15 protein-coding genes are annotated in these 18,644 nt (G+C 62.2%); 8 read left to right on the forward strand and 7 right to left on the reverse strand.

The window, feature by feature from the left end:
- Nucleotides 1-27 precede the first annotated feature (27 nt).
- Nucleotides 28-2,364, reverse strand: a complete 2,337-nt coding sequence (locus ACAX43_RS18400; protein ID WP_370709847.1) for an FdhF/YdeP family oxidoreductase — start codon at nucleotides 2,362-2,364, stop codon at nucleotides 28-30.
- Nucleotides 2,365-2,660: 296 nt separating this feature from the next.
- Here ACAX43_RS18400 and ACAX43_RS18405 point away from each other — a divergent pair, with 296 nt between their 5' ends.
- From ACAX43_RS18405 to tkt, 4 genes are all read left to right on the forward strand, one after another.
- On the forward strand, nucleotides 2,661-2,906 hold the full coding sequence (locus ACAX43_RS18405; RefSeq protein ID WP_325044486.1) for a DUF6723 family protein: 246 nt from the start codon (nucleotides 2,661-2,663) through the stop codon (nucleotides 2,904-2,906).
- 179 nt (nucleotides 2,907-3,085) lie between these two features.
- Complete coding sequence (locus ACAX43_RS18410) at nucleotides 3,086-3,355, forward strand: hypothetical protein (protein ID WP_370709848.1); 270 nt, start codon at nucleotides 3,086-3,088, stop codon at nucleotides 3,353-3,355.
- Between the two features lie 293 nt (nucleotides 3,356-3,648).
- Nucleotides 3,649-4,194: a cupin domain-containing protein gene (locus ACAX43_RS18415; protein ID WP_370709849.1), complete on the forward strand. Its 546-nt coding sequence runs from the start codon at nucleotides 3,649-3,651 to the stop codon at nucleotides 4,192-4,194.
- 259 nt (nucleotides 4,195-4,453) lie between these two features.
- On the forward strand, nucleotides 4,454-6,538 hold the full coding sequence (gene tkt / locus ACAX43_RS18420) for a transketolase (RefSeq protein ID WP_370709850.1): 2,085 nt from the start codon (nucleotides 4,454-4,456) through the stop codon (nucleotides 6,536-6,538).
- Between the two features lie 45 nt (nucleotides 6,539-6,583).
- On the opposite strand, the gene zapE is transcribed toward tkt, so the two are convergent.
- The 3 genes from zapE to ACAX43_RS18435 all read right to left on the reverse strand — a co-directional run bounded on the left by zapE (nucleotide 6,584) and on the right by ACAX43_RS18435 (nucleotide 9,897).
- The gene (gene zapE / locus ACAX43_RS18425; protein WP_370709851.1) at nucleotides 6,584-7,693 is read right to left on the reverse strand and encodes a cell division protein ZapE; all 1,110 of its coding nucleotides are present in this window, start codon (nucleotides 7,691-7,693) and stop codon (nucleotides 6,584-6,586) included.
- Nucleotides 7,694-7,768: 75 nt separating this feature from the next.
- A complete protein-coding gene (locus ACAX43_RS18430) occupies nucleotides 7,769-9,502 on the reverse strand; it encodes a molybdopterin-dependent oxidoreductase (protein ID WP_370709852.1) in 1,734 nt (577 codons plus the stop codon).
- A 179-nt stretch (nucleotides 9,503-9,681) separates the two neighbouring features.
- Nucleotides 9,682-9,897 (reverse strand): DUF2945 domain-containing protein, encoded by a 216-nt coding sequence (locus ACAX43_RS18435; RefSeq protein WP_370709853.1) that lies wholly within the window; start codon nucleotides 9,895-9,897, stop codon nucleotides 9,682-9,684.
- Between the two features lie 199 nt (nucleotides 9,898-10,096).
- Here ACAX43_RS18435 and ACAX43_RS18440 point away from each other — a divergent pair, with 199 nt between their 5' ends.
- Complete coding sequence (locus tag ACAX43_RS18440; RefSeq protein ID WP_370709854.1) at nucleotides 10,097-10,312, forward strand: heavy-metal-associated domain-containing protein; 216 nt, start codon at nucleotides 10,097-10,099, stop codon at nucleotides 10,310-10,312.
- A 71-nt stretch (nucleotides 10,313-10,383) separates the two neighbouring features.
- On the opposite strand, the gene ACAX43_RS18445 is transcribed toward ACAX43_RS18440, so the two are convergent.
- The 3 genes from ACAX43_RS18445 to ACAX43_RS18455 form a co-directional block, all read right to left on the reverse strand.
- The gene (locus ACAX43_RS18445) at nucleotides 10,384-12,714 is read right to left on the reverse strand and encodes a PAS domain S-box protein (protein ID WP_370709855.1); all 2,331 of its coding nucleotides are present in this window, start codon (nucleotides 12,712-12,714) and stop codon (nucleotides 10,384-10,386) included.
- 4 nt (nucleotides 12,715-12,718) lie between these two features.
- The gene (locus tag ACAX43_RS18450; RefSeq protein WP_370709856.1) at nucleotides 12,719-13,522 is read right to left on the reverse strand and encodes an alpha/beta fold hydrolase; all 804 of its coding nucleotides are present in this window, start codon (nucleotides 13,520-13,522) and stop codon (nucleotides 12,719-12,721) included.
- 218 nt (nucleotides 13,523-13,740) lie between these two features.
- Nucleotides 13,741-14,643: a YihY/virulence factor BrkB family protein gene (locus tag ACAX43_RS18455; RefSeq protein ID WP_370709857.1), complete on the reverse strand. Its 903-nt coding sequence runs from the start codon at nucleotides 14,641-14,643 to the stop codon at nucleotides 13,741-13,743.
- Nucleotides 14,644-14,838: 195 nt separating this feature from the next.
- On the opposite strand from ACAX43_RS18455, the gene ACAX43_RS18460 reads away from it, so the two are divergent.
- The 3 genes from ACAX43_RS18460 to ACAX43_RS18470 all read left to right on the forward strand — a co-directional run bounded on the left by ACAX43_RS18460 (nucleotide 14,839) and on the right by ACAX43_RS18470 (nucleotide 18,603).
- Nucleotides 14,839-16,011 carry a ligase-associated DNA damage response exonuclease gene (locus ACAX43_RS18460; protein WP_370709858.1) on the forward strand — a complete coding sequence of 391 codons (1,173 nt, stop codon included), beginning with the start codon at nucleotides 14,839-14,841 and terminating at the stop codon, nucleotides 16,009-16,011.
- Nucleotides 16,008-17,684: an ATP-dependent DNA ligase gene (locus ACAX43_RS18465; RefSeq protein ID WP_370709859.1), complete on the forward strand. Its 1,677-nt coding sequence runs from the start codon at nucleotides 16,008-16,010 to the stop codon at nucleotides 17,682-17,684. Before ACAX43_RS18460 ends, ACAX43_RS18465 begins: the two co-directional genes overlap by 4 nt.
- 460 nt (nucleotides 17,685-18,144) lie before the next feature.
- Nucleotides 18,145-18,603 carry a response regulator gene (locus ACAX43_RS18470; RefSeq protein WP_370710031.1) on the forward strand — a complete coding sequence of 153 codons (459 nt, stop codon included), beginning with the start codon at nucleotides 18,145-18,147 and terminating at the stop codon, nucleotides 18,601-18,603.
- Nucleotides 18,604-18,644 lie beyond the last annotated feature (41 nt).

Below are 18,644 nucleotides of genomic sequence, written 5' to 3' on the forward strand. Positions count from 1 at the left end.
ATGCGGGACTGGTTCGATTCGTCGTCGTCAGACTGCGGCCTCCCTGATCACCGCCGATTTGCGCAAGCGCACCGGAATCGACTTCGACGCCGGCACCAAGCTCGATTTCGCGTGATGCGAGAGCGGGATCAGCCGGTTGCATTCGGGGTAATAGCCCATGATGCAACCGGTTGGAATGTCGAATGCATGCACACGCATGCCTTCGACCTCGCGCGTCACGCCATCGTCCGAGACGGTCGAGATGCACACGGCGTCGCCCTCCGCGAAGCCGAGACGCGTGAGGTCGTCAATATGCATCAACAATACTTCTCGCGTCCCGAACACGCCGCGAAAGCGGTCGTCGAGACCGTAGACGGTCGTGTTGAACTGACTGTCGCCGCGCGTCGTCATCAGGCGCAGCACGTCGGGGCCGGCGGCCGGCATATCCGCGTCTTCGTCGAGCGTGTCCGGCACGATGAAATTGGCCTTGCCGTTTTCCGTTTTCCATTCGCGTTTGCATGCCGGCAATGGCCTGTGAAAACCGCCAGGCTGCTTGAAGCGCTGATTGAAATCGCGGAACTGCTCGGGATAAGTGCGCTCGATCGCATCGCGCACCAGCGCGTAGTCGCCAACCCACGCATCCCAATCCAGCTTCGGGTTGCGAGGCAGTAATGCCTTGGCGATACCCGCGACGATCGCCGGTTCCGATAACAGCATGTCACCAGCCGGCTCGGCCAACCCGTGCGAGCCATGGATGCAAGCCGTGCTGTCTTCGACGCTGACCCATTGTTCGCCGCTCGCCTGCCGGTCGATTTCGATGCGTCCGCGGCACGGCAACAGATAGGCAACCTCGCCGTGCAGCAGATGGCTGCGGTTGAGCTTAGTGGCAATCTGCACGGTCAGTCTGAGCTGCCGCCACGCCGGGTCCATCACGTGATGGTCGGGGATCGCCACCTGAAAATTGCCGCCGAGGCCGATGAACGCTTTGACCTTGCCATCGAGCACGCCCTGGCAGGCTTCGACGGTGCTCATGCCCTTCTCGCGCGGCGGCTCGAAACCGTAGAGTTCTTTCAGCTTGTCGAGCGGTGCGAGTTCGGGCTTTTCAGTAATGCCGACCGTGCGCTGCCCTTGCACATTCGAATGACCGCGAATCGGGCAAATGCCGGCGCCCGGCTTGCCGATATTGCCGCGCAGCAGCAGCAGATTCGACAACATCTGGACGTTGTGCACGCCGCTGCGATGCTGCGTGATACCCATGCCGAACAGCACCATTGCCGCGTTCGCTTGTGCATATACGCGTGCGGCCGCTTCGAGCGCCGCACGCGTGAGTTGCGAGTGATGCTCGATCTCTTCCCATGTCGTGGCGCGCATGGCGGCGGCGAACGTTTCGAAGCCGTGTGTATGTTCGGCGATGAAAGCGGCATCGAGTACCCGTTGCGTGCCGTCGCGCTGCGCGTCGTCGTCCCATTCGATCAGTAGTTTGCAGAGTCCGGCGATTGCCGCGGCATCGCCGCCGATCTTTACCTGGTGATATTGCGTGCTGATCTGCGTATCGTTCGGAGTGAGCATGTCGACCGGCGACTGCGGGTTCGCGAAGCTGACGAGCCCAGGCTCCCGGATCGGATTGAAGGTGATGATTTCCGCGCCGCGCTTACGCGCATCCTGCAACTGATGCAGCATGCGCGGCGCATTCGTGCCGGTGTTGTGGCCGAAGAACAGCATGCAATCCGTGTGCTCGAAGTCGTCGAGTTGCACTGTGCCGACCGGCGCGCCGATCGTCTTCGGCAAGGCGACCGAGGTGCTCTCATGACACATGTTCGAACTGTCAGGCAGATTGTTGGTACCGTACATGCGGGCCAGCAGCGCATACATGTATGAGGTTTCGAGAGAGGCGCGCCCCGAGGCGTAGAACACCGCTTCGTTCGGGTCGAGCGCTTGCAATTCCCTGGCGATTTCGGCGAACGCGTGTTCCCACGTGGTAGGCACGTAGCGATCCGTGGCGGCGTCCCACCGCATCGGCGCGGTGAGCCGGCCGCGCGATTCCAGTTCGAAGCCGCTCCACGATTGCAGTTCGCTCACCGTGTGGTCGTCGAAAAATGCTGCGTCGATACGTTTGTTGGTGATTTCCCACGCGGTGGCCTTCGCGCCGTTTTCACAAAACTCGAACAGGTGAGGGTCCGCGGGCTTGGCCCACGAGCAGCTGACGCACGCAAAGCCGTCCGCCTTGTTCTGATGCGACAGGATACGGCTGCCGTTCAGCGTGACGTGTTCCTGCACGAGGATCGACGCGACCGCTTTCAGCGACCCCCAGCCGCCTGCGGGGTGGCGGTATGGCTTGATGGGGGTGGTGTCGGTTGTGCTGTCGGGGGTGTCATCGTTACTCATGCTGGCTCCTGGCGAGTAGGTCGGCGGTTCACGCCGGTTTTTCTTGGGAGCCCGCAATTAACGGACCAGTGTATTAATTTTCGCTTACGCCGCTCGGCGCTGCGAAGCGACGGATTTCAAGTCTGCCGCTTTTGCGCCCCTTAATGGGCTGTTTATCTCGCGCCGTGCCCATCGCGCCTCCTGTGGAACAGGTATTGCTCGACGTCGGCACGCGCGTGCTGCCATGCCGGGACCTGACGACGCAGGGCGACACCGGAAATTGACGCACCGAAAGTGCAGGATAAGGGATATCACACATGGCGCGACACAAGGCCGACGTTGCCGACGACGACTTCGAGATTTACGCCAGCTACCACGGAACAGGCGACGGCCGTTACGTAGGTGGACTGAAAGTCGTCAGAAAGGCAGACAGGAGGATCCTGTTTCCGTTCGATGGCGCTCCGGAAATCGGGCCTTACGCGACCGCGGACGAGGCGCGCCGGGCCGCAATCGACTACGGCCGCGAGATCGTGGCGGCCGACCGCGCGGCCCCGGAGAAGTAACGCGGTGTCGACATGCGGATAGTCGTGATCGTCATGACGTTCTCGTTTTTACAAAATATGGGTTGAACTCCGCCGTCGGTGGCGCAACGGCCATGCCCCGACACGGCCATTTGCTTTTCGGGCAGAGGCGGTCCAGTTGTTGCTGGAAGCAACGAGTAGCCGAATTCAAGGAGAGCGACATGCAAGACAGCCAACCCGGCGAAGACGTCAACGCGCAAAGCGCGACACCGGACACCAAACCGCGCAGCAAGCCGAGCGGAACCCACTACGTCGAGCCCAGTCCGCTTGGCATCGAACCTGTCGAACAAACCGACGTCGCGGCGCAAACGAACCCGAAGCGATCGAGCGAGCGACCGGAGCAGACGGCCGAAGTGCCGCTAGGCAGCGGTACGCACGCCGAGCCACCGGGCGGCGGGGGACGCGAGTCCCAAAGCAAGGACCAACACTAAGGCGCGCGGCGCCACGCAGTACGGGCTAAGGCGCGCTATGCCACACAATACGGGACTCTCGTCATATGTTTGAAAAATTCGTCCGTGGCCGCAGCGCCGCGCGCCTTGCGGTCCAGGATCGCGCCCGTGCGAAGGCCGGCGCGCTTCATACGGCATTGTCCAACTCGCCTCAGGCAGCACGTGCGTCTCAGGAGCCGGCCGCAACGACGCCGGGAGACGGCCGCCCGACGCAGCGTCAAGCATCATCCACAGCGGGGGATCACCACGCGCATCTGCAAGGCCAGGAGCTAACCATGTACAACGATTCGAAGCATGGATTCGACGCGGCCCAAACCGAGTACGAAGCATTCATGCTGGAACCGCACGAATGGGTGCCGAACAACCGCACGTTGCCAGTCGTGATCTACCGTCGCGCGCTCGCGCCGGATAGCGGCGACCTTGCGGCCGCGTTCGAGATCCTGTTCGAGCGAAACGAGTGGCCGCCGCAGTGGCGCGACGGCATTTTCGACTACCACCATTTCCATGCGACCGCGCATGAAGTGCTCGGGGTGACCGACGGTTCCGCGGAAGTGATCGTAGGTGGTCCCGGCGGAAGGGTAGTGACGATATCCGCTGGCGACGCATTGCTGTTGCCCGCGGGCACCGGCCATTGCCTGCAATCGTTCGCCCGTCACTTCCAGGTGGTCGGGGGCTATCCGGCGGGCCAACAGTGGGATATCCGCCGGGAAGCGCTGACCCCGACCGAGCAGGCAGCAATGGAAGCGTTGCCGTTCCCCGCACTGGATCCGATCGACGGCACGCAGGGTCCGCTGATCGAACACTGGCTGCATGCGGCGTGATTTGAGCGGAAGCGCTTTATTGCTCGGGGTTGTGGGGCGGTTCCAATCCAAACCGCAAGCTGTCTGAAAGACCCGCCTTCGATCAGGAGTACACCGCAGCGCCGTATGTAAAGCGCCGTGCAGACTTGCACGCATCGGCGCATCATCGATGAGGCTGACTGCGGTTCGTCACGCGTTCTTCCATACAAACACGGTTCGCCGGGCGCGCTGATGTACTGCATCCCGGCGCTGTCCCCACCGCCGAACAAGGAGTGTCCCCATGCAAAACGATCCCGCCCTCGATCAGTTGTGCATCAACACGATTCGCACGCTATCGATGGACGCTGTGCAAAAGGCCAATTCCGGTCACCCCGGCACGCCGATGGCGCTGGCGCCGGTCGCTTACCATCTGTGGCAAAACCACCTGCGTTATGACCCGGACGAACCGCTGTGGCCGAACCGCGACCGCTTCGTGCTCTCGGTGGGGCATGCGTCGATGCTGTTGTACTCGTTGCTGCATCTGGCGAGCGTCAAGGCCGTGGACCACGACGGCAACCCCACCGGCTCGCCCGCCGTCTCGCTTGACGACATCGAGCATTTCCGCCAGCTCGGCAGCAACACGCCGGGCCACCCCGAATACCGTATGACCACCGGCGTGGAAACCACCACCGGGCCGCTCGGCCAAGGGCTGGGCAACAGCGTCGGCATGGCGATGGCGGCACGCTGGTACGAGAGCCACTTCAACAAGCCGGATGCCCCGCTGTTCGATTACCGCGTCTATGCACTGTGCGGCGACGGCGACATGATGGAAGGCATCTCGCATGAGGCGGCTTCGCTCGCCGGCCATCTGAAGCTGTCGAATCTGATCTGGATCTACGACAGCAACCGGATAACCATAGAAGGTCACACAGACCTCGCTTATAGCGACGACGTGGAGAGCCGCTTTCGCGGTTACAACTGGCACACGCTGCATGTGAACGACGCGAACGACGCCGCCGCGCTGGAAGCCGCGATAGTCGAAGCGAAGAGCGTGACGGACCGGCCGACGTTGATCGTGGTCCATAGCATCATCGCCTGGGGCGCGCCCCATAAGCAGGACACCGCTGCTGCGCATGGCGAACCGCTCGGCGTCGAGGAAGTCGCGCTTGCCAAGAAGTTCTACGGCTGGCCTGAAGACAAATTCTTCTACGTGCCGGACGGCGTGCACGAACGCTTCGCCCAGGGCATCGGTGCGCGCGGCAAGGCGGCGCGCGAGGAATGGCAAGCGAAGTACGATGCGTACACGAAGCAGTATCCCGAGCTCGCGCGCGAATTCGCGCAGATCGAAGCGCACGAATTGCCGGCGGGCTGGGACAGCGACATCCCCACTTTCGACGCTGACCCGAAGGGCATTGCCTCGCGCGAATCGTCAGGCAAGGTGCTCAACGCGATTGCAGCGCGCGTGCCGTGGATGATCGGCGGTGCGGCCGATCTCTCGCCCTCCACCAAGACCAATTTGAAATTCGAAGGCGCGGGCAGCTTCGAACATGACAGCTACGGTGGGCGCAATCTGCACTTCGGCATTCGCGAGCATGCGATGGGCGCTGTCGTAAACGGCCTCGCGTTGTCGAATTTGCGGCCGTTCGGCTCGACATTCCTGATTTTCAGCGACTACATGAAGCCGCCGATCCGCCTCTCGGCGATCATGGAAGTGTCGGCCATTTACGTGTTCACGCACGATTCGATCGGCGTCGGCGAGGATGGGCCGACCCATCAGCCGATCGAGCAACTGGCATCGCTGCGTGGCGTGCCGGGGCTGACCGTGCTGCGTCCGGGCGACGCGAACGAAGTCGCCGAGGCGTGGCGCGTGGCGCTGGCGTATCGGCAGCGGCCGTCGTGCATTGTGGTGTCGCGCCAGCCATTGCCGACTTTCGACCGCACTCGCTATGCATCGGCCAAAGGCGTGCAGAAGGGCGCTTATGTGCTCGCCGATGCGCCTGACGGGCAGAAGCCCGAGGTATTGTTGCTGGCCACGGGCAGTGAAGTGTCGGTATGCGTCGACGTCTACGAGAAGCTCAAGAGCGAAGGGATCGCGGCGCGGGTGGTGTCGATGCCGTCGTGGGATATCTTCGAGCGTCAGGACAAGGCGTATCAGGATTCGGTGCTGCCGCCTGATGTGGATGCACGTGTCGCGGTCGAACAGGCGGCTTCGCTGGGTTGGGACCGCTACGTCGGACGGCTGGGCGAGCTGGTGGTGATGCATACGTTCGGCGCGTCCGCGCCGCTCGCCGATCTGAAGAAGAAGTTCGGCTTCACGCCCGAGCACGTGTATGACGCGGCGAAGCAGCAGATCGAGCGGGTGAAGCGGAAGCGCAGCCAGGAGTAAGGCGTCACGGCGCGTGGATGGCAAGAGTTACAAAAGCACGCGCCGTTATCCCGGCTGTGCGGCAGTCTGCGCGGCAATCCCCGCCACGTCTGCTGAGCGCTCGGCGCCATCCAGTGTGCTGCGATAGCTGCGCGATTGCATTTCGGCGAGCCGGCTCAGCGTTCTCGACAGATCGTGCGCGCCTTCGAGACCGCTGAGGGCCGTTTCGATCGGCCGATCGGACGCAATGAACAGCGTGCGTTTGCGGTCATAGAAGATATCGACGAGCCATATGAGCCGTTGCAACGTATGCGACCCGGCGAGCCACTCGGTGTGCACCTTGTCGAGAATCAGACCGCGCCATTGCTCGGCGAGATCGAGGTAATCAAGGTGTGAACGGCTCGCCACACACAGGCTCTCGAAGTCAGCCCAGAGCAAAGCGGCACCCACCGCGCGTGCAACGAGCGGCCGGCCGGCTGCGCTGACGGTGGCGGGCTCCAGCGTCTCGTCGCCTTCATAGCGCCGGAAAATTTGCAGGAGTGCGTCGCCGGTTGCCGCGTCGAGCGGGGCAAAGAAATGCGGCAGCGGCGCTTCTTCGCCGCCGAAACGGTAATCGCGTGCACCGTCGAAGTGAATCACCGTGAAGCAACGTTTGATCTGTTCGATCGTCGGCAGGAAACGTTCGTGGAACTCCGGGTCGGCCAGCAGGGCATCCGGCGCGTAGTTCGAAGTCAGCACGATGCGCGTGCCAAGAGCAATTGCGGTATCGAGAAAGCGGCCCATCAGGAACGCATCGGCGATATCGTGCACGTGGAATTCGTCGAAGCACAGCAGCTTCACGCCATCGAGCCATTGTCTCGAGACCGATCCCAGCCGATCGTCGCCGCGTGGTTCGCTCACCAGACGCCGGTTCATCTCGCGCAGGAATTCGTGAAAGTGCAGGCGCCGCTTCCGGCAGCCTGCCAGCTCGAACACCGTATCGACCACCAGACTTTTGCCTCGCCCAGGCAGGCCATGGCAATAAACGCCCTGATGCGCAAGCACGGTGCCGGGCTTCGTGTATCGCCCGCTAGCACCGAGTAAAGCGACGAGCGACGCGATTGTCTCGCGCTGGGTTACGTCGGGGACGATGTCGCGCGCAGCGAGGGCACTGATTACCTGAGCCTCATTGAGCATGGGCAAAAGTCTCCGTCCGTGGGGAAAATGGGATGAACAGGATACGCGCGAATTCCTATCGGCTCGGCCGCATACTCAGATCGGCACGCGGTAGCCGTAGAATTCGTGATCCTCATTGTAGCCACCTTCACCCGCGCCGAGGTCGGCGAAATCGTGCACGAACTCGATGGCCGCAATCCACTTGACCATCTTGAAGCCGAGCTCGTTCTCGCAGCGCAGCCGCAACGGCGCGCCATGCAGCACGCTGAGGGGCGCGCCGTTCATCTCGTAGGCGAGGATCGTCAACGCGTGCCGCATGTTGGCGATGCTGTGCACGTCGTAGTAGCGCCCACCGTCGCCGCCGTCGGCCAATGAGTAGAACACCGCGTAGCGGGCATCGGCTGTCGGTTTCACCAGATCGAGGAGATGACGCATCGGAACGCCGCCCCATTTGGCGACGCCGGACCATCCCTGAATGCAGAAATGCGTGGTGATCTGTTCCTGCTTCGGCATGGCTCTCAGTTCGACGTACGAGAACTCCGCGGGCTTTTCGACCAAGCCGCCGATCCTCAGCCGGTAATGCGCAAAGTTGTCCTTCACTAGCCGGTCGAACTCGGCCGATGCCGGCATCGTACCGTTGGGCCAGAAGTACGGCGAGATATCCTTCGCGGTGAGCTGGCTCGTCGGGTCCCACCACTGCGTCACGCTATTGAATGGCCGGGCCATGAACGCTCCGATCCGCTGAACCCGACGCGCATGACGGAGTGTGAACGGAGATGCCAGCCACCAGGTGACGGCCACGAGCACCATGGCCGGGACGAAGACCAGCACGCCGCTCCAGGTGTCGCCGTTCACGCCGGCGAACATCATGTTCAGATTCACGCGGGCACCGGTGATGAACACCAGCGTCACGTGCGCCAGGATGTAGAACAGGAACCAGCACAACGCGATGAAATGGATCGAACGCGCCCGCTGCCGGTTTAACGCCCGGCCGACCCAGCCGAGCCGGTTGGAAATCGCCGGGCTCTGCATGAAGCCGGTCAGGATGGAGGTGGGCGCCGCGATGAACACCGTGATGAAATAGCTGATCTGTTGCAGGCTGTTGTAGCGCAGCCAGCTGTGATCGGCGGGGAACGTGAGCGACAGGTACTGCAGGGCGGTCGAGGCCGCATTGGGGATCACTTCCCATGTCGTCGGCACCAGCCGCAGCCACTGGCCGGTCGTGAACAGCAATGCATAAAAGACGATGCCGTTGATCATCCAGAGCAATGTGATCGAAAAATGCCACCATCTGGCAAGACCGATGGAGTGACGGATTCCCGGAATGCCCAGCCACCCGGGAAGCGTGACCGAATCGTCCTTCGCAGTCCACACCCGGCCGGTGGCCACCGCCTTCTGGAAGCGAAACCATTCGGTGCCGGGCGTGCAGTCGCGTTTCCAGTACAGCCGCGGATGATCGGCGAGAATCTGGATTCCCGCGCGAATGATGAACGCCATGAAAAACAGGTTCAGGAAATGCTGCAGCCTGAGCCAGGCGGGGAATCCCGTGATGACGGACGCCGCGGACGGAGGGATGCCCGGGTAGCGCACGAGGAATTCCTGCACCGCCGGGACTTGCCGCAGTGCCTGCGCGATAGCCACGCCGATAACCAGCAGCACGAAAACGAGCGGCAATGCCCACAGCACGTTGACCCAGTGCTGACCGATCCGGATCCGGGGCACGACGCCTGCCTGTGGCGGCAGCCAGTGATTCAGGCGAACCCGGTCGTCCGCGGGGCTCAGACTTGCCTCCACAGGGTCATGCGGCGGCGCCGGGTGAATGTGTGCCATCCCATCTCCTCTTTGCAATCGCGCGACCTGATGGGTCGGTTCGCCAGCCACGCATACACGCGTGCCTGGCGCAAGCGAACGAAGTGGGAACGATCCCTGAAGGGGCAATGCGCACCGCGTGCAGCGATAGCGTCTCACCTTCGTCAGCGGCTCGTCTGTACGGTAGCCGTCACCCTCGCTCAGGAATGAATCTTTTTCAGCGCACCCCCTTTGTGCAACGCGACATGGTCGGTCTTGTCACTCCTGATCTCGTACTGTGGATCGTCCACGCTGGCGTGATGGATGTACCCCTTGTAATCGGTGTCTTTCGTGTGCACCTTGATGATCTTGCCGCTCACATGGCCGGCCTCCGAATTCCAGGTCACGTGATCGCCAACCTTGAATCTCGTTGTCATGATGGATGCCCTCCGTTCGTTGCTACGCACAGTGCAGTGATGTGGGGCGCGCGATCGCTGCCGGACATTCAACGGCACACTTTCATGATGATCCAGTGCATTTCACTATAAATCACGTTGTGACATAATTTAAATTTAATTGAATTGCCGAAGTTCTCGCGTTCGAAGTACCCGATAAGCCGAATCGAAGGAGTAGCACATGCAAGTCGAACATATGGAATTCGAAGTGGAGAAGATGACCGGCGATGGCGACGCACAGACGCTCGCCCAAGCCATCGGCGCGGTCGACCCTGATGCAAAAATCGATGTCGACGTGGATGCCAGAACCGTCAAGGTCGACTCGTGGATGATGGCCGAGGAATTCCTGGTGGCGTTCGAGGACGCAGGCTACAAGGCGAAGATCAGCAAAGGTTGATCCGGAGTCCGGACGCGTGCTGGCGCGGCGTATGCGCATTCGGCGCCGGGACTCGACACAGCTGTGGGCACTCAACCCCGTTGCCGGCTCAACACGCGCTGCAATTCGCGCGGATCGACAGGCTTGGTGAAATGATGATCGAAGCCGGCTTCTTCGGCGATCCGCTTGTCCTGCTGCTGGCCCCAGCCGGTGACGGCGATCAGTAGAATGCCGGCGGCAGGGTAATCGCGGCGAATGCGCCGCGCCACTTCATAGCCGTTCAGGAGCGGCAGGCCGATATCGAGAATCACCGCCTGCGGTGCGAATTCGTCGATCAACGTCAGACCCGCAATGCCGTCACCCGCTGTGCGCACGTCGTGGCCTTCGAGTTCGAGCACCATGGCGAGGCTATCGGCGGCGGCCGCATTGTCGTCGACGATTACGACACGCAGGCCCACCGTGAGCGGCTCCTCGGAGGGCGCACTACCCGACGGTACCGGAATCGTCTTCGAGAGCGGCAGGCGGATCACGAACTCGCTACCCTTGCCGGGGCCGCCGCTGAACGCGGCGACGGAGCCGCCGTGCAGTTCGGCGAGGCCGCGCACCAGCGCGAGACCGATGCCGAGGCCGCCTTGCGAGCGCTCGAGCGCGGGCGCAAGCTGCGAGAACATTTCGAACACGCTGTCCAGATGCTCGCGGGGAATACCGATACCGGAATCGCGCACGGCGATCACCGCTTCGTCGCCTTCGCGCTGCGCGGCGAGCGAGATGCTGCCGCCCGGCGGCGTGTACTTGGCGGCGTTGTTCAGGAGGTTCAGGATCATCTGTGAGAGGCGGGTAGGATCGGCGTCGAGATAGAGCGGCTCGCGCGGCAGCGTGACGCTGAGATGATGCGCCGACGCCTGCACAGAAGGGCGCGCCGCTTCCATGGCGGATTGCATCGCGCGCGCGAGTTCAAGCCGCTGTTTGCGCAATTCGAGCTTGCCTTGCGTGATGCGCGACACCTCCAGCAGATCGTCGACCAGATGCGTCATGTGTTGCAATTGCCGATCGAACACATCGCGTGACCACCTCAGTTGCGGGTCGTCGAATTCCTTCAGGCGCAGGATTTCGAGCACATTGCGCATCGGCGCGAGCGGATTGCGCAGTTCATGGGCGAGCGTGGCGAGGAATTCATCCTTGCGGCGATCGGCCTTCGAGAGTTCCAGATTCAGACGCTGCAATTGTTGTTCGGCGCGCCTGCGCTCGGTGATGTCACGGCTTACGCTGACCGCGCCGTAGATATCGCTGCGCGCGTTCGCCAGCGGTTTGACGACCGTTTCGCACACGCCGCGCGAGCCGTCGTGCCGCACGAAGGTCAGTTCGCTGCGCCATGTGCCGTCGGCGGCTAGGCTGGCGAACGCTTCCCGCCGGATGCGCAGCGCGTCTTCCGGCGGATGGAACATCGAGATCGGCTTGCCGAGAATCTCGCGCATGCGATAACCCAGCATGCGCTCGCCGCCGACGTTGAAATCGGTGATATTGCCCTTGAGGTCGGTGATGACGATCGCATCGCGCAGATGCTCGAAAATCGCCGCCTGACGCAGCAGCACGGTCTGCGCTTCCTTGCGCTCGGTGACGTCGATGCCGAGGCCGTAGATCATCAGCGGCTCACCGTGGCGGTCGTAAGTGGCGCGGCCGCGGCCTTCCATCCAGCACCAATCGCCGCTCGCATGCAGGAAGCGGAATTCCGCGACGTAATCGTCGCCGCTTTCCACGGCATGGCCGACTGCCTCGTTGAGCGCAAGCAGGTCACCCGGATGAATCAGTTCGAAAAAGCCGCGCGACGTTTTCGCGAAGTGTCCCTCCGCATAACCCGCGAGCGCTTCGAGTTCGCGGCTCCACCAGAACTTACCCGACTTCGGCTCGTGCGACCATGCACCCATGCGCGCGCCGCGCATGGCGAGGCTCAGCACGTCGCGGCTTTCCTGCAATTCTTTCTGCGCGAGTTGATGTGCGGCGACCGATGCCTCCGCATTGCGGCGCGCAAGCAGTAATTCCTGCTCGTACTTATGCCGATCCGCGACGATGAGTACCGCCACTTCGAGGTAGCTGACTTCGCCATGACGGCGGCGCACCGCGTTGAGCAGCATCGGCACCATACGGCCGTCGCGATGCATCATGTTCAGCTTGACCTCGGCCACCGAGCCTTGCATTTGCAGGAGCGGCGACCAGTGTGTCTGATAGAACACCTTGCCGCCGGCGGTCAGCAGGTCCTGGATGCGTTTTGTCTCCGCGAGCTCCGTCGCGCTATAGCCGAGCCAGCCGCAGAAGGTCTCGTTCACGCGGCGAATCCGGCCGTTGGCGTCGGTCACGAGCAGGCCGCAAGCGGCATGCTCGAACAAGGCATCGGCCGACGGTAGCGAGCGATCCGTGCTTTGCATTGTTTTACAGGCTCATCGGGCCGAGAAAGTCGCGCATGGCCGCGGCGCTCGCGCTGGGCGCACTCAGGTGCGGGCAATGGCCGACGTTTTCGATGATGTGCAGCGTGCTGACGGGCATCATCCGTTGCATGTATTCGCCAACCGTGCGTGGCACGATGATGTCGTCGCTGCATTGCAGGATCAGTGTGGGCGTCGTGTTGCGCGGCAGGATGGCGCGATGATCCGAAAGAAACGTGACGCGAGCGAATTGCCGCGCGATCTCGGGATCGGTGCGGCAGAAGCTGTTGGTCAGTTCGACACCGAGCTCTGGCTGCTCCGGGGCGCCCATGATGGCCGGCGCCATTGTGCTCGACCAGCCGAGGTAGTTGCTTTCCAGCGTAAGCAGCAGGTCTTCGATATCCTCGCGCGTGAATCCGCCGATATAGTCGCCGTCATTGACGTAGCACGGCGACGGACCCACCATGACCTGCGCCGCAAAGAACGCCGGTGCGTCGAGGCTGGCGATCAGCCCGATCATCGCGCTCACCGAGTGGCCGACGAACACCACCGGGCCGTCGGCGATTTCCTTGACGATTTCGACCAGGTCGTCGGCATAACCCTGAAGCGAATCGTATTTGTCGCGATCGTAGGCGGACAGGTCCGACGCGCCGCTGCCGACGTGATCGAACAGCACGGTTCGGTACTCGCCGTGGAACGAAGGCACGAGGTAGCGCCACATGCTCTGATCGCAGCCGAAGCCGTGCGCCAACACCATGGTCCGTTTGCCGCTACCGGAAATTCTCACATTGTTGCGCTTGCTGATGGTCATCACCGAGTCCTGAGCGTGCCGTGATTGAAGCGAGGAATACGCCGCGCCCGGCATCTCCCGGGAATGGTACCGCAGTCTTGCCGCCAGGCCGAGGCCGCGCATGGCTGACCGCCCGCCAGCGCGATCATGGCGCACGGTAGCCGACGCCCGAGCGCGCCGGAGCCGGAGATGGCTAGAGAGTGGCGCAAGGCGTGTTCCTTGTCTGTTGGGCGAAGGTTTCAGGCCGTTTTGATTTCTTGCGGCGGCGTCTTGGCTGGTTCGAGTCCGAATCGTTCGTATTGCGAAATCACCTGCGCGCCGAACAGGAGCAGGGTGGCTAGCCACTCGAAGCTGAACAGGATCACAATCGCCATGGTCAGCGAGCCATACACGACGCTGACCTGCGAAAGCGTTGCGAAGTACCAGACCAGCACGTGCCGTGTAATTTCCCACAGCACGGCGGCAACAATTCCGCCGAACAACGCGTGTTTGAGGGAAGGCCGTCCAACCGGCATGACCATATATATCGACGTCAATACGAAAATCTCGCCAGCGACCCCGAGCAGATACAACACGAAGCGCGACAATCCCTGCAATGAAACATGTAATCCAAAGAGTTCCATACCCTCGGCCCCGACAGCCTCCAGCCCGCTGGACACGAACGTCACGATCAATAATCCAATGCCAAGAAAGAGGATGTAGAAGTAGGGCAGCAGCGCGGAGAGCAAAAAATGCCGTCGCCGCACCACCACGCGGTGCACGAAGATCAATGACATCGCGTTCTCGAGCACCGTGAATGCAAGCGAGCTGAAAAAGATCATCGTCAGCAGCAGGACCCAGCCGATCACCGCGCGATGCGCGAGAAAATTCGTCAGTTCGTGCACGAGCGCATTGGCTTGCCCCGGTACCAGCCACTGCAACAAATGACCCAGCGCCGCCAGCAAAACGTGCTGCGGCACGATACGCGACAACACGATCACGATCAGGATCATCAGCGGCACAATCGACAATAACGCGTAATACGCGACCGCTCCCGCGAGCAGCAAACCCTGGTTCGCGCGGAATGCTTTCAACGTCTGCAGAAAAAACGCGCCGGGATGTTTCGCCACATACAGCGCGTGCTTATCGATGATGGTTTGCATGGTTCATCACGCCGCGCGTGGCCGGATCGGCCGGAAAGGCAGCCGGTTTTTCAGCGCTTACCCAGAACCTCAAGCAAGAACGCAGCCACCCCCGGATAGGCGGCAGATTGCATGGTTCCCGCAGCGGGAACGCAGTTTGCTTTTCAACAGCGCGGTTCGCTTTTCATCGTTAGCAGGATGGTGTATCAAATCACAATGAACAACGCGACTGACAAAGCGGAACTCGCAGACCTCGTGGTCGCGCGGCCGGAGGGGCTGTATTGCCCGCCCGGAGATTTCTACATTGACCCCTGGCAACCGGTCGAGCGAGCCGTGATTACGCACGCGCATTCCGATCATGCGCGCTTCGGGCACCGGCACTATCTTGCGTCGCAGGCGGGCGCGAACGTGCTGCTTTCGCGGCTGGCCGGCATCACGCTGCAAACCCTCGCGTATGGCGAGCGGCTCGATCTCGGTGGCACGACGGTTTCGCTTCATCCCGCGGGACACGTGCTGGGTTCGTCGCAACTCAGAATCGAGCACAAGGGCCGCGTGTGGGTCGCATCCGGCGATTACAAGCTCGATCCCGATCCGACCTGCGAGGCGTTCGAACCGGTGCGCTGCGATACCTTCATTACCGAATCGACCTTTGGATTGCCGATCTATCGGTGGGATGCGCCACAAACGATATTCGACGGCGTCGATTCATGGTGGCGTCATAACGCGTCGGAAGGGCGCGCGTCGGTGCTGTTCTGCTATTCGTTCGGTAAAGCGCAACGCGTGCTGGCAAGCATCGACGCGGGTATCGGACCGATTTTCTGTCACGGTGCGATTGAACCGCTCAATCGGGCGTACCGGCAAGCCGGGGTGAGCTTGCCGCCCGTGCGTCTTGTCAGCGAAATTCCGGTGAAAGAGAAGGCGGTGTTCCAGCACGCGCTCATCGTGGCGCCGCCGTCCGCGCAAGGCAGCGCCTGGCTGAAGCGTTTTGGCGACTATAGCGATGCGTTCGCTTCGGGCTGGATGCGTCTGCGCGGCGCGCGGCGCAGACGCGGCGTCGACCGCGGCTTCGTGTTGTCGGATCACGCGGACTGGCCCAGCCTGCAAACCGCCATTCAGGCGACAGGCGCTGAGCGCGTCATCGTTACGCATGGTTCGGTCGAACCAATGGTGCGCTGGCTGCGCGAGCAGGGCCTCGAGGCGGGCGCGTTTGAAACGCAATACGGCGACGACACAGTTGAAGCGGATGCTGCCGGTGCGGACGAAACAGACGAAGCGGGCGCGCCGCGTAGCGCGTCGATCAGCATTCCCGAATCCGGCGAGCGCGACGAAGCACGCGTCGCAGCGAATCCGGAAGCAAGCGAAACCGGCAACGCAGCGAGTGACACATGAAACGCTTCGCCGCGCTCTATACCGCCCTCGATGCGACGACCTCCACGCACGACAAACTCGAGGCGCTCATCAGCTATTTCTCCGCAGCAGAGCCAGAGGACGCCGCGTGGGCGTCGTACTTTCTCGCCGGCGGCAAGCCGCGTCAATCGGTGCCGACGCGCCTTCTGCGGGACATTGCCCGCGAGCGTGCAGGGCTGCCGGAATGGCTATTCGAAGAGTCGTATCACGCGGTCGGCGATCTGGCCGAAACCATCGCGCATATCCTGCCGCCCGCGCAATGCAGCTCCGAACTCGGCCTCACGCAGTGGATCGAGCAACGCGTGCTGACGCTGCGCGGGGTAGCGCCGGAAGAATTGCGCACGCGTTTGCTCGGCTATTGGGACGAACTAGATTGGGGCGGCCGTTTTCTGCTGACCAAGCTGATCGGCGGCGGCTTTCGGGTCGGCGTCGCGCGGCAACTCGTGGTGCGTGCGCTGGCGGCAGTGGCGGGCGTCGATCATAAGCGGATCGCACAACGCATGGTCGGCTGGACCGACTCGCAACAGAAGCCGGACGCGGCACGCTACCTGCGTTTGATCGCGCCGGAAGCCGCCGATGAAGACGCGCTGCGCGGCCAGCACGCACACGAGAGCGATCTCGGTTTGCCTTACCCTTTCTTTCTCGCTCATCCGTTGCAGGCCGACCCGGCGACGCTCGGCGAGCCGTCGAAATGGCAAATCGAATGGAAGTGGGACGGCATTCGCGCGCAACTCGTGAAACGGGCGGGACGTGTGTGGCTATGGTCGCGCGGTGAGGATCTGATTACGGACCGCTTCCCCGAGGTCGCGGCACTCGGCGAAGGGTTGCCCGACGGCTTCGTGATCGACGGTGAAATTCTCGCGTGGGAACCGGGCGCCTCAGCGCCATTGCCGTTTGCGCGACTGCAACCGCGGATCACGCGCAAAACACTGACAAAAAAAATTCTCGCTGATTCGCCGGCCACACTGCTCGCCTACGACCTGCTCGAAGCGCACGGCAAGGATCTGCGCATGACCCCGCTAGCAGAGCGGCGCGCGCAACTCGACACACTGGCGACTTCAGTAGACGGCACGCTTGCACGCGACCTGTTGCGCGTTTCGCCGCTCATTTGCGCGGCGGATTGGCAAACCCTCACTGCGCTGCGTGAAGAGAGCCGGGCGCGCGGTGTGGAAGGCATGATGGTGAAAGCGCGCGATTCGATGTACGGAGTGGGCCGCACCAAAGCCTCCGGCACCTGGTGGAAATGGAAGATCGATCCGTATGCGGTGGATGCGGTGCTGGTCTACGCGCAACGCGGTCACGGCCGACGCGCCAGCCTGTATACCGACTTCACCTTCGCGGTATGGGACGAGGCGAACGGCGTGCGCACGCTTGTGCCGTTCGCCAAGGCCTATTCCGGGCTCACGGACGAAGAAATGCGCCAGGTGGATGCGATCGTGCGCAAGACCACAGTCGAGAAGTTCGGCCCGGTGCGCAGCGTGACGCCGACGCTGGTGTTCGAAATCGGCTTCGAGGGGATTCAGGCGAGCCCGCGTCACAAGTCGGGGATAGCGGTGCGATTTCCGCGCATGCTGCGTTGGCGCACCGACAAACATATCGATGACGCTGATACGCTGGCCACGTTGAAGGGTTTCATCGACGACCGTGCGGGATAACCCGTAAGCAGGATTCCTTAACGCGATTCCAGGTTTCCCACAAATTTCGCATTTTCCTTCAACCGAACTTTGCGTGTTTTCCCGAACTCGGGGTACCTATATCCGTTCGTATACAGCGAGCCGATGATGTTACGGTGAACACGAAGTTATGTGCAATGCACGCCGCAAGGGCGCCATGCGCGAGGGAAGTGCGTTTCAACCATACTTCGACGCAACATTCCGTGCATGCGACAGTGTATCGGGATGCGTCAAGACAGCATAAATCAGGAAGCGGCGATCGACCCGGTGAGCTATGGTGGTGAGGTAACGCATGTGCGGCGGCGCATTGGGCACAGCGTGGCGAAAAATTGAAGCGAACGTCTGGCAAGCAATGAGCGCTCGCTGCGCGGCGGGAGCGAATCTTGCGGACAAGTTTCCCACTGCCCGAAAATAGCGCTGCGAAGAAGCAAAGGAGAAGATGGTGACGTTCGACGACCGAATGGACGATAACGATGACGTCGTAGTATGGCGGCCGATCCCCTATGCAATGGCATCGCACCGTCGCGTACTCGTGGTCGACGATTACCCGGAAGCGGCCGACGCATTGCAGATGCTCCTGAATGCCGACGGCTTCGAATGCCGCGCGCTCGACGATCCGCTTGCGGTCTGCGGAATGGCTTGTGAATGGCAGCCGTTCGCCATCGTCCTCGACATCAAGATGCCCGGCCTTGACGGGCTCGAACTGGCTCGCCGCCTGCGGGCTGACCCGTTGACCGCCGACATGCTGCTGGTCGCCTGTACCGCTTTTGCTTCGAGCGAAGACCGGGTGCGGGCCAAGGCTGCCGGCTTCGACGCACACTGTGCCAAACCCCTCACGCCGCAGCGTCTCTTGCGCGTGCTCGAATCGGCTGCCGCGCTGCATGCCGTCGGGCCGCAGTAAAAACGGCGAAACCCCCTGCGTAAGCCTTAGCCATTCTCGCA

The organism is Paraburkholderia sp. IW21 (assembly GCF_041321145.1).
In the GTDB taxonomy this organism is placed as follows: domain Bacteria; phylum Pseudomonadota; class Gammaproteobacteria; order Burkholderiales; family Burkholderiaceae; genus Paraburkholderia.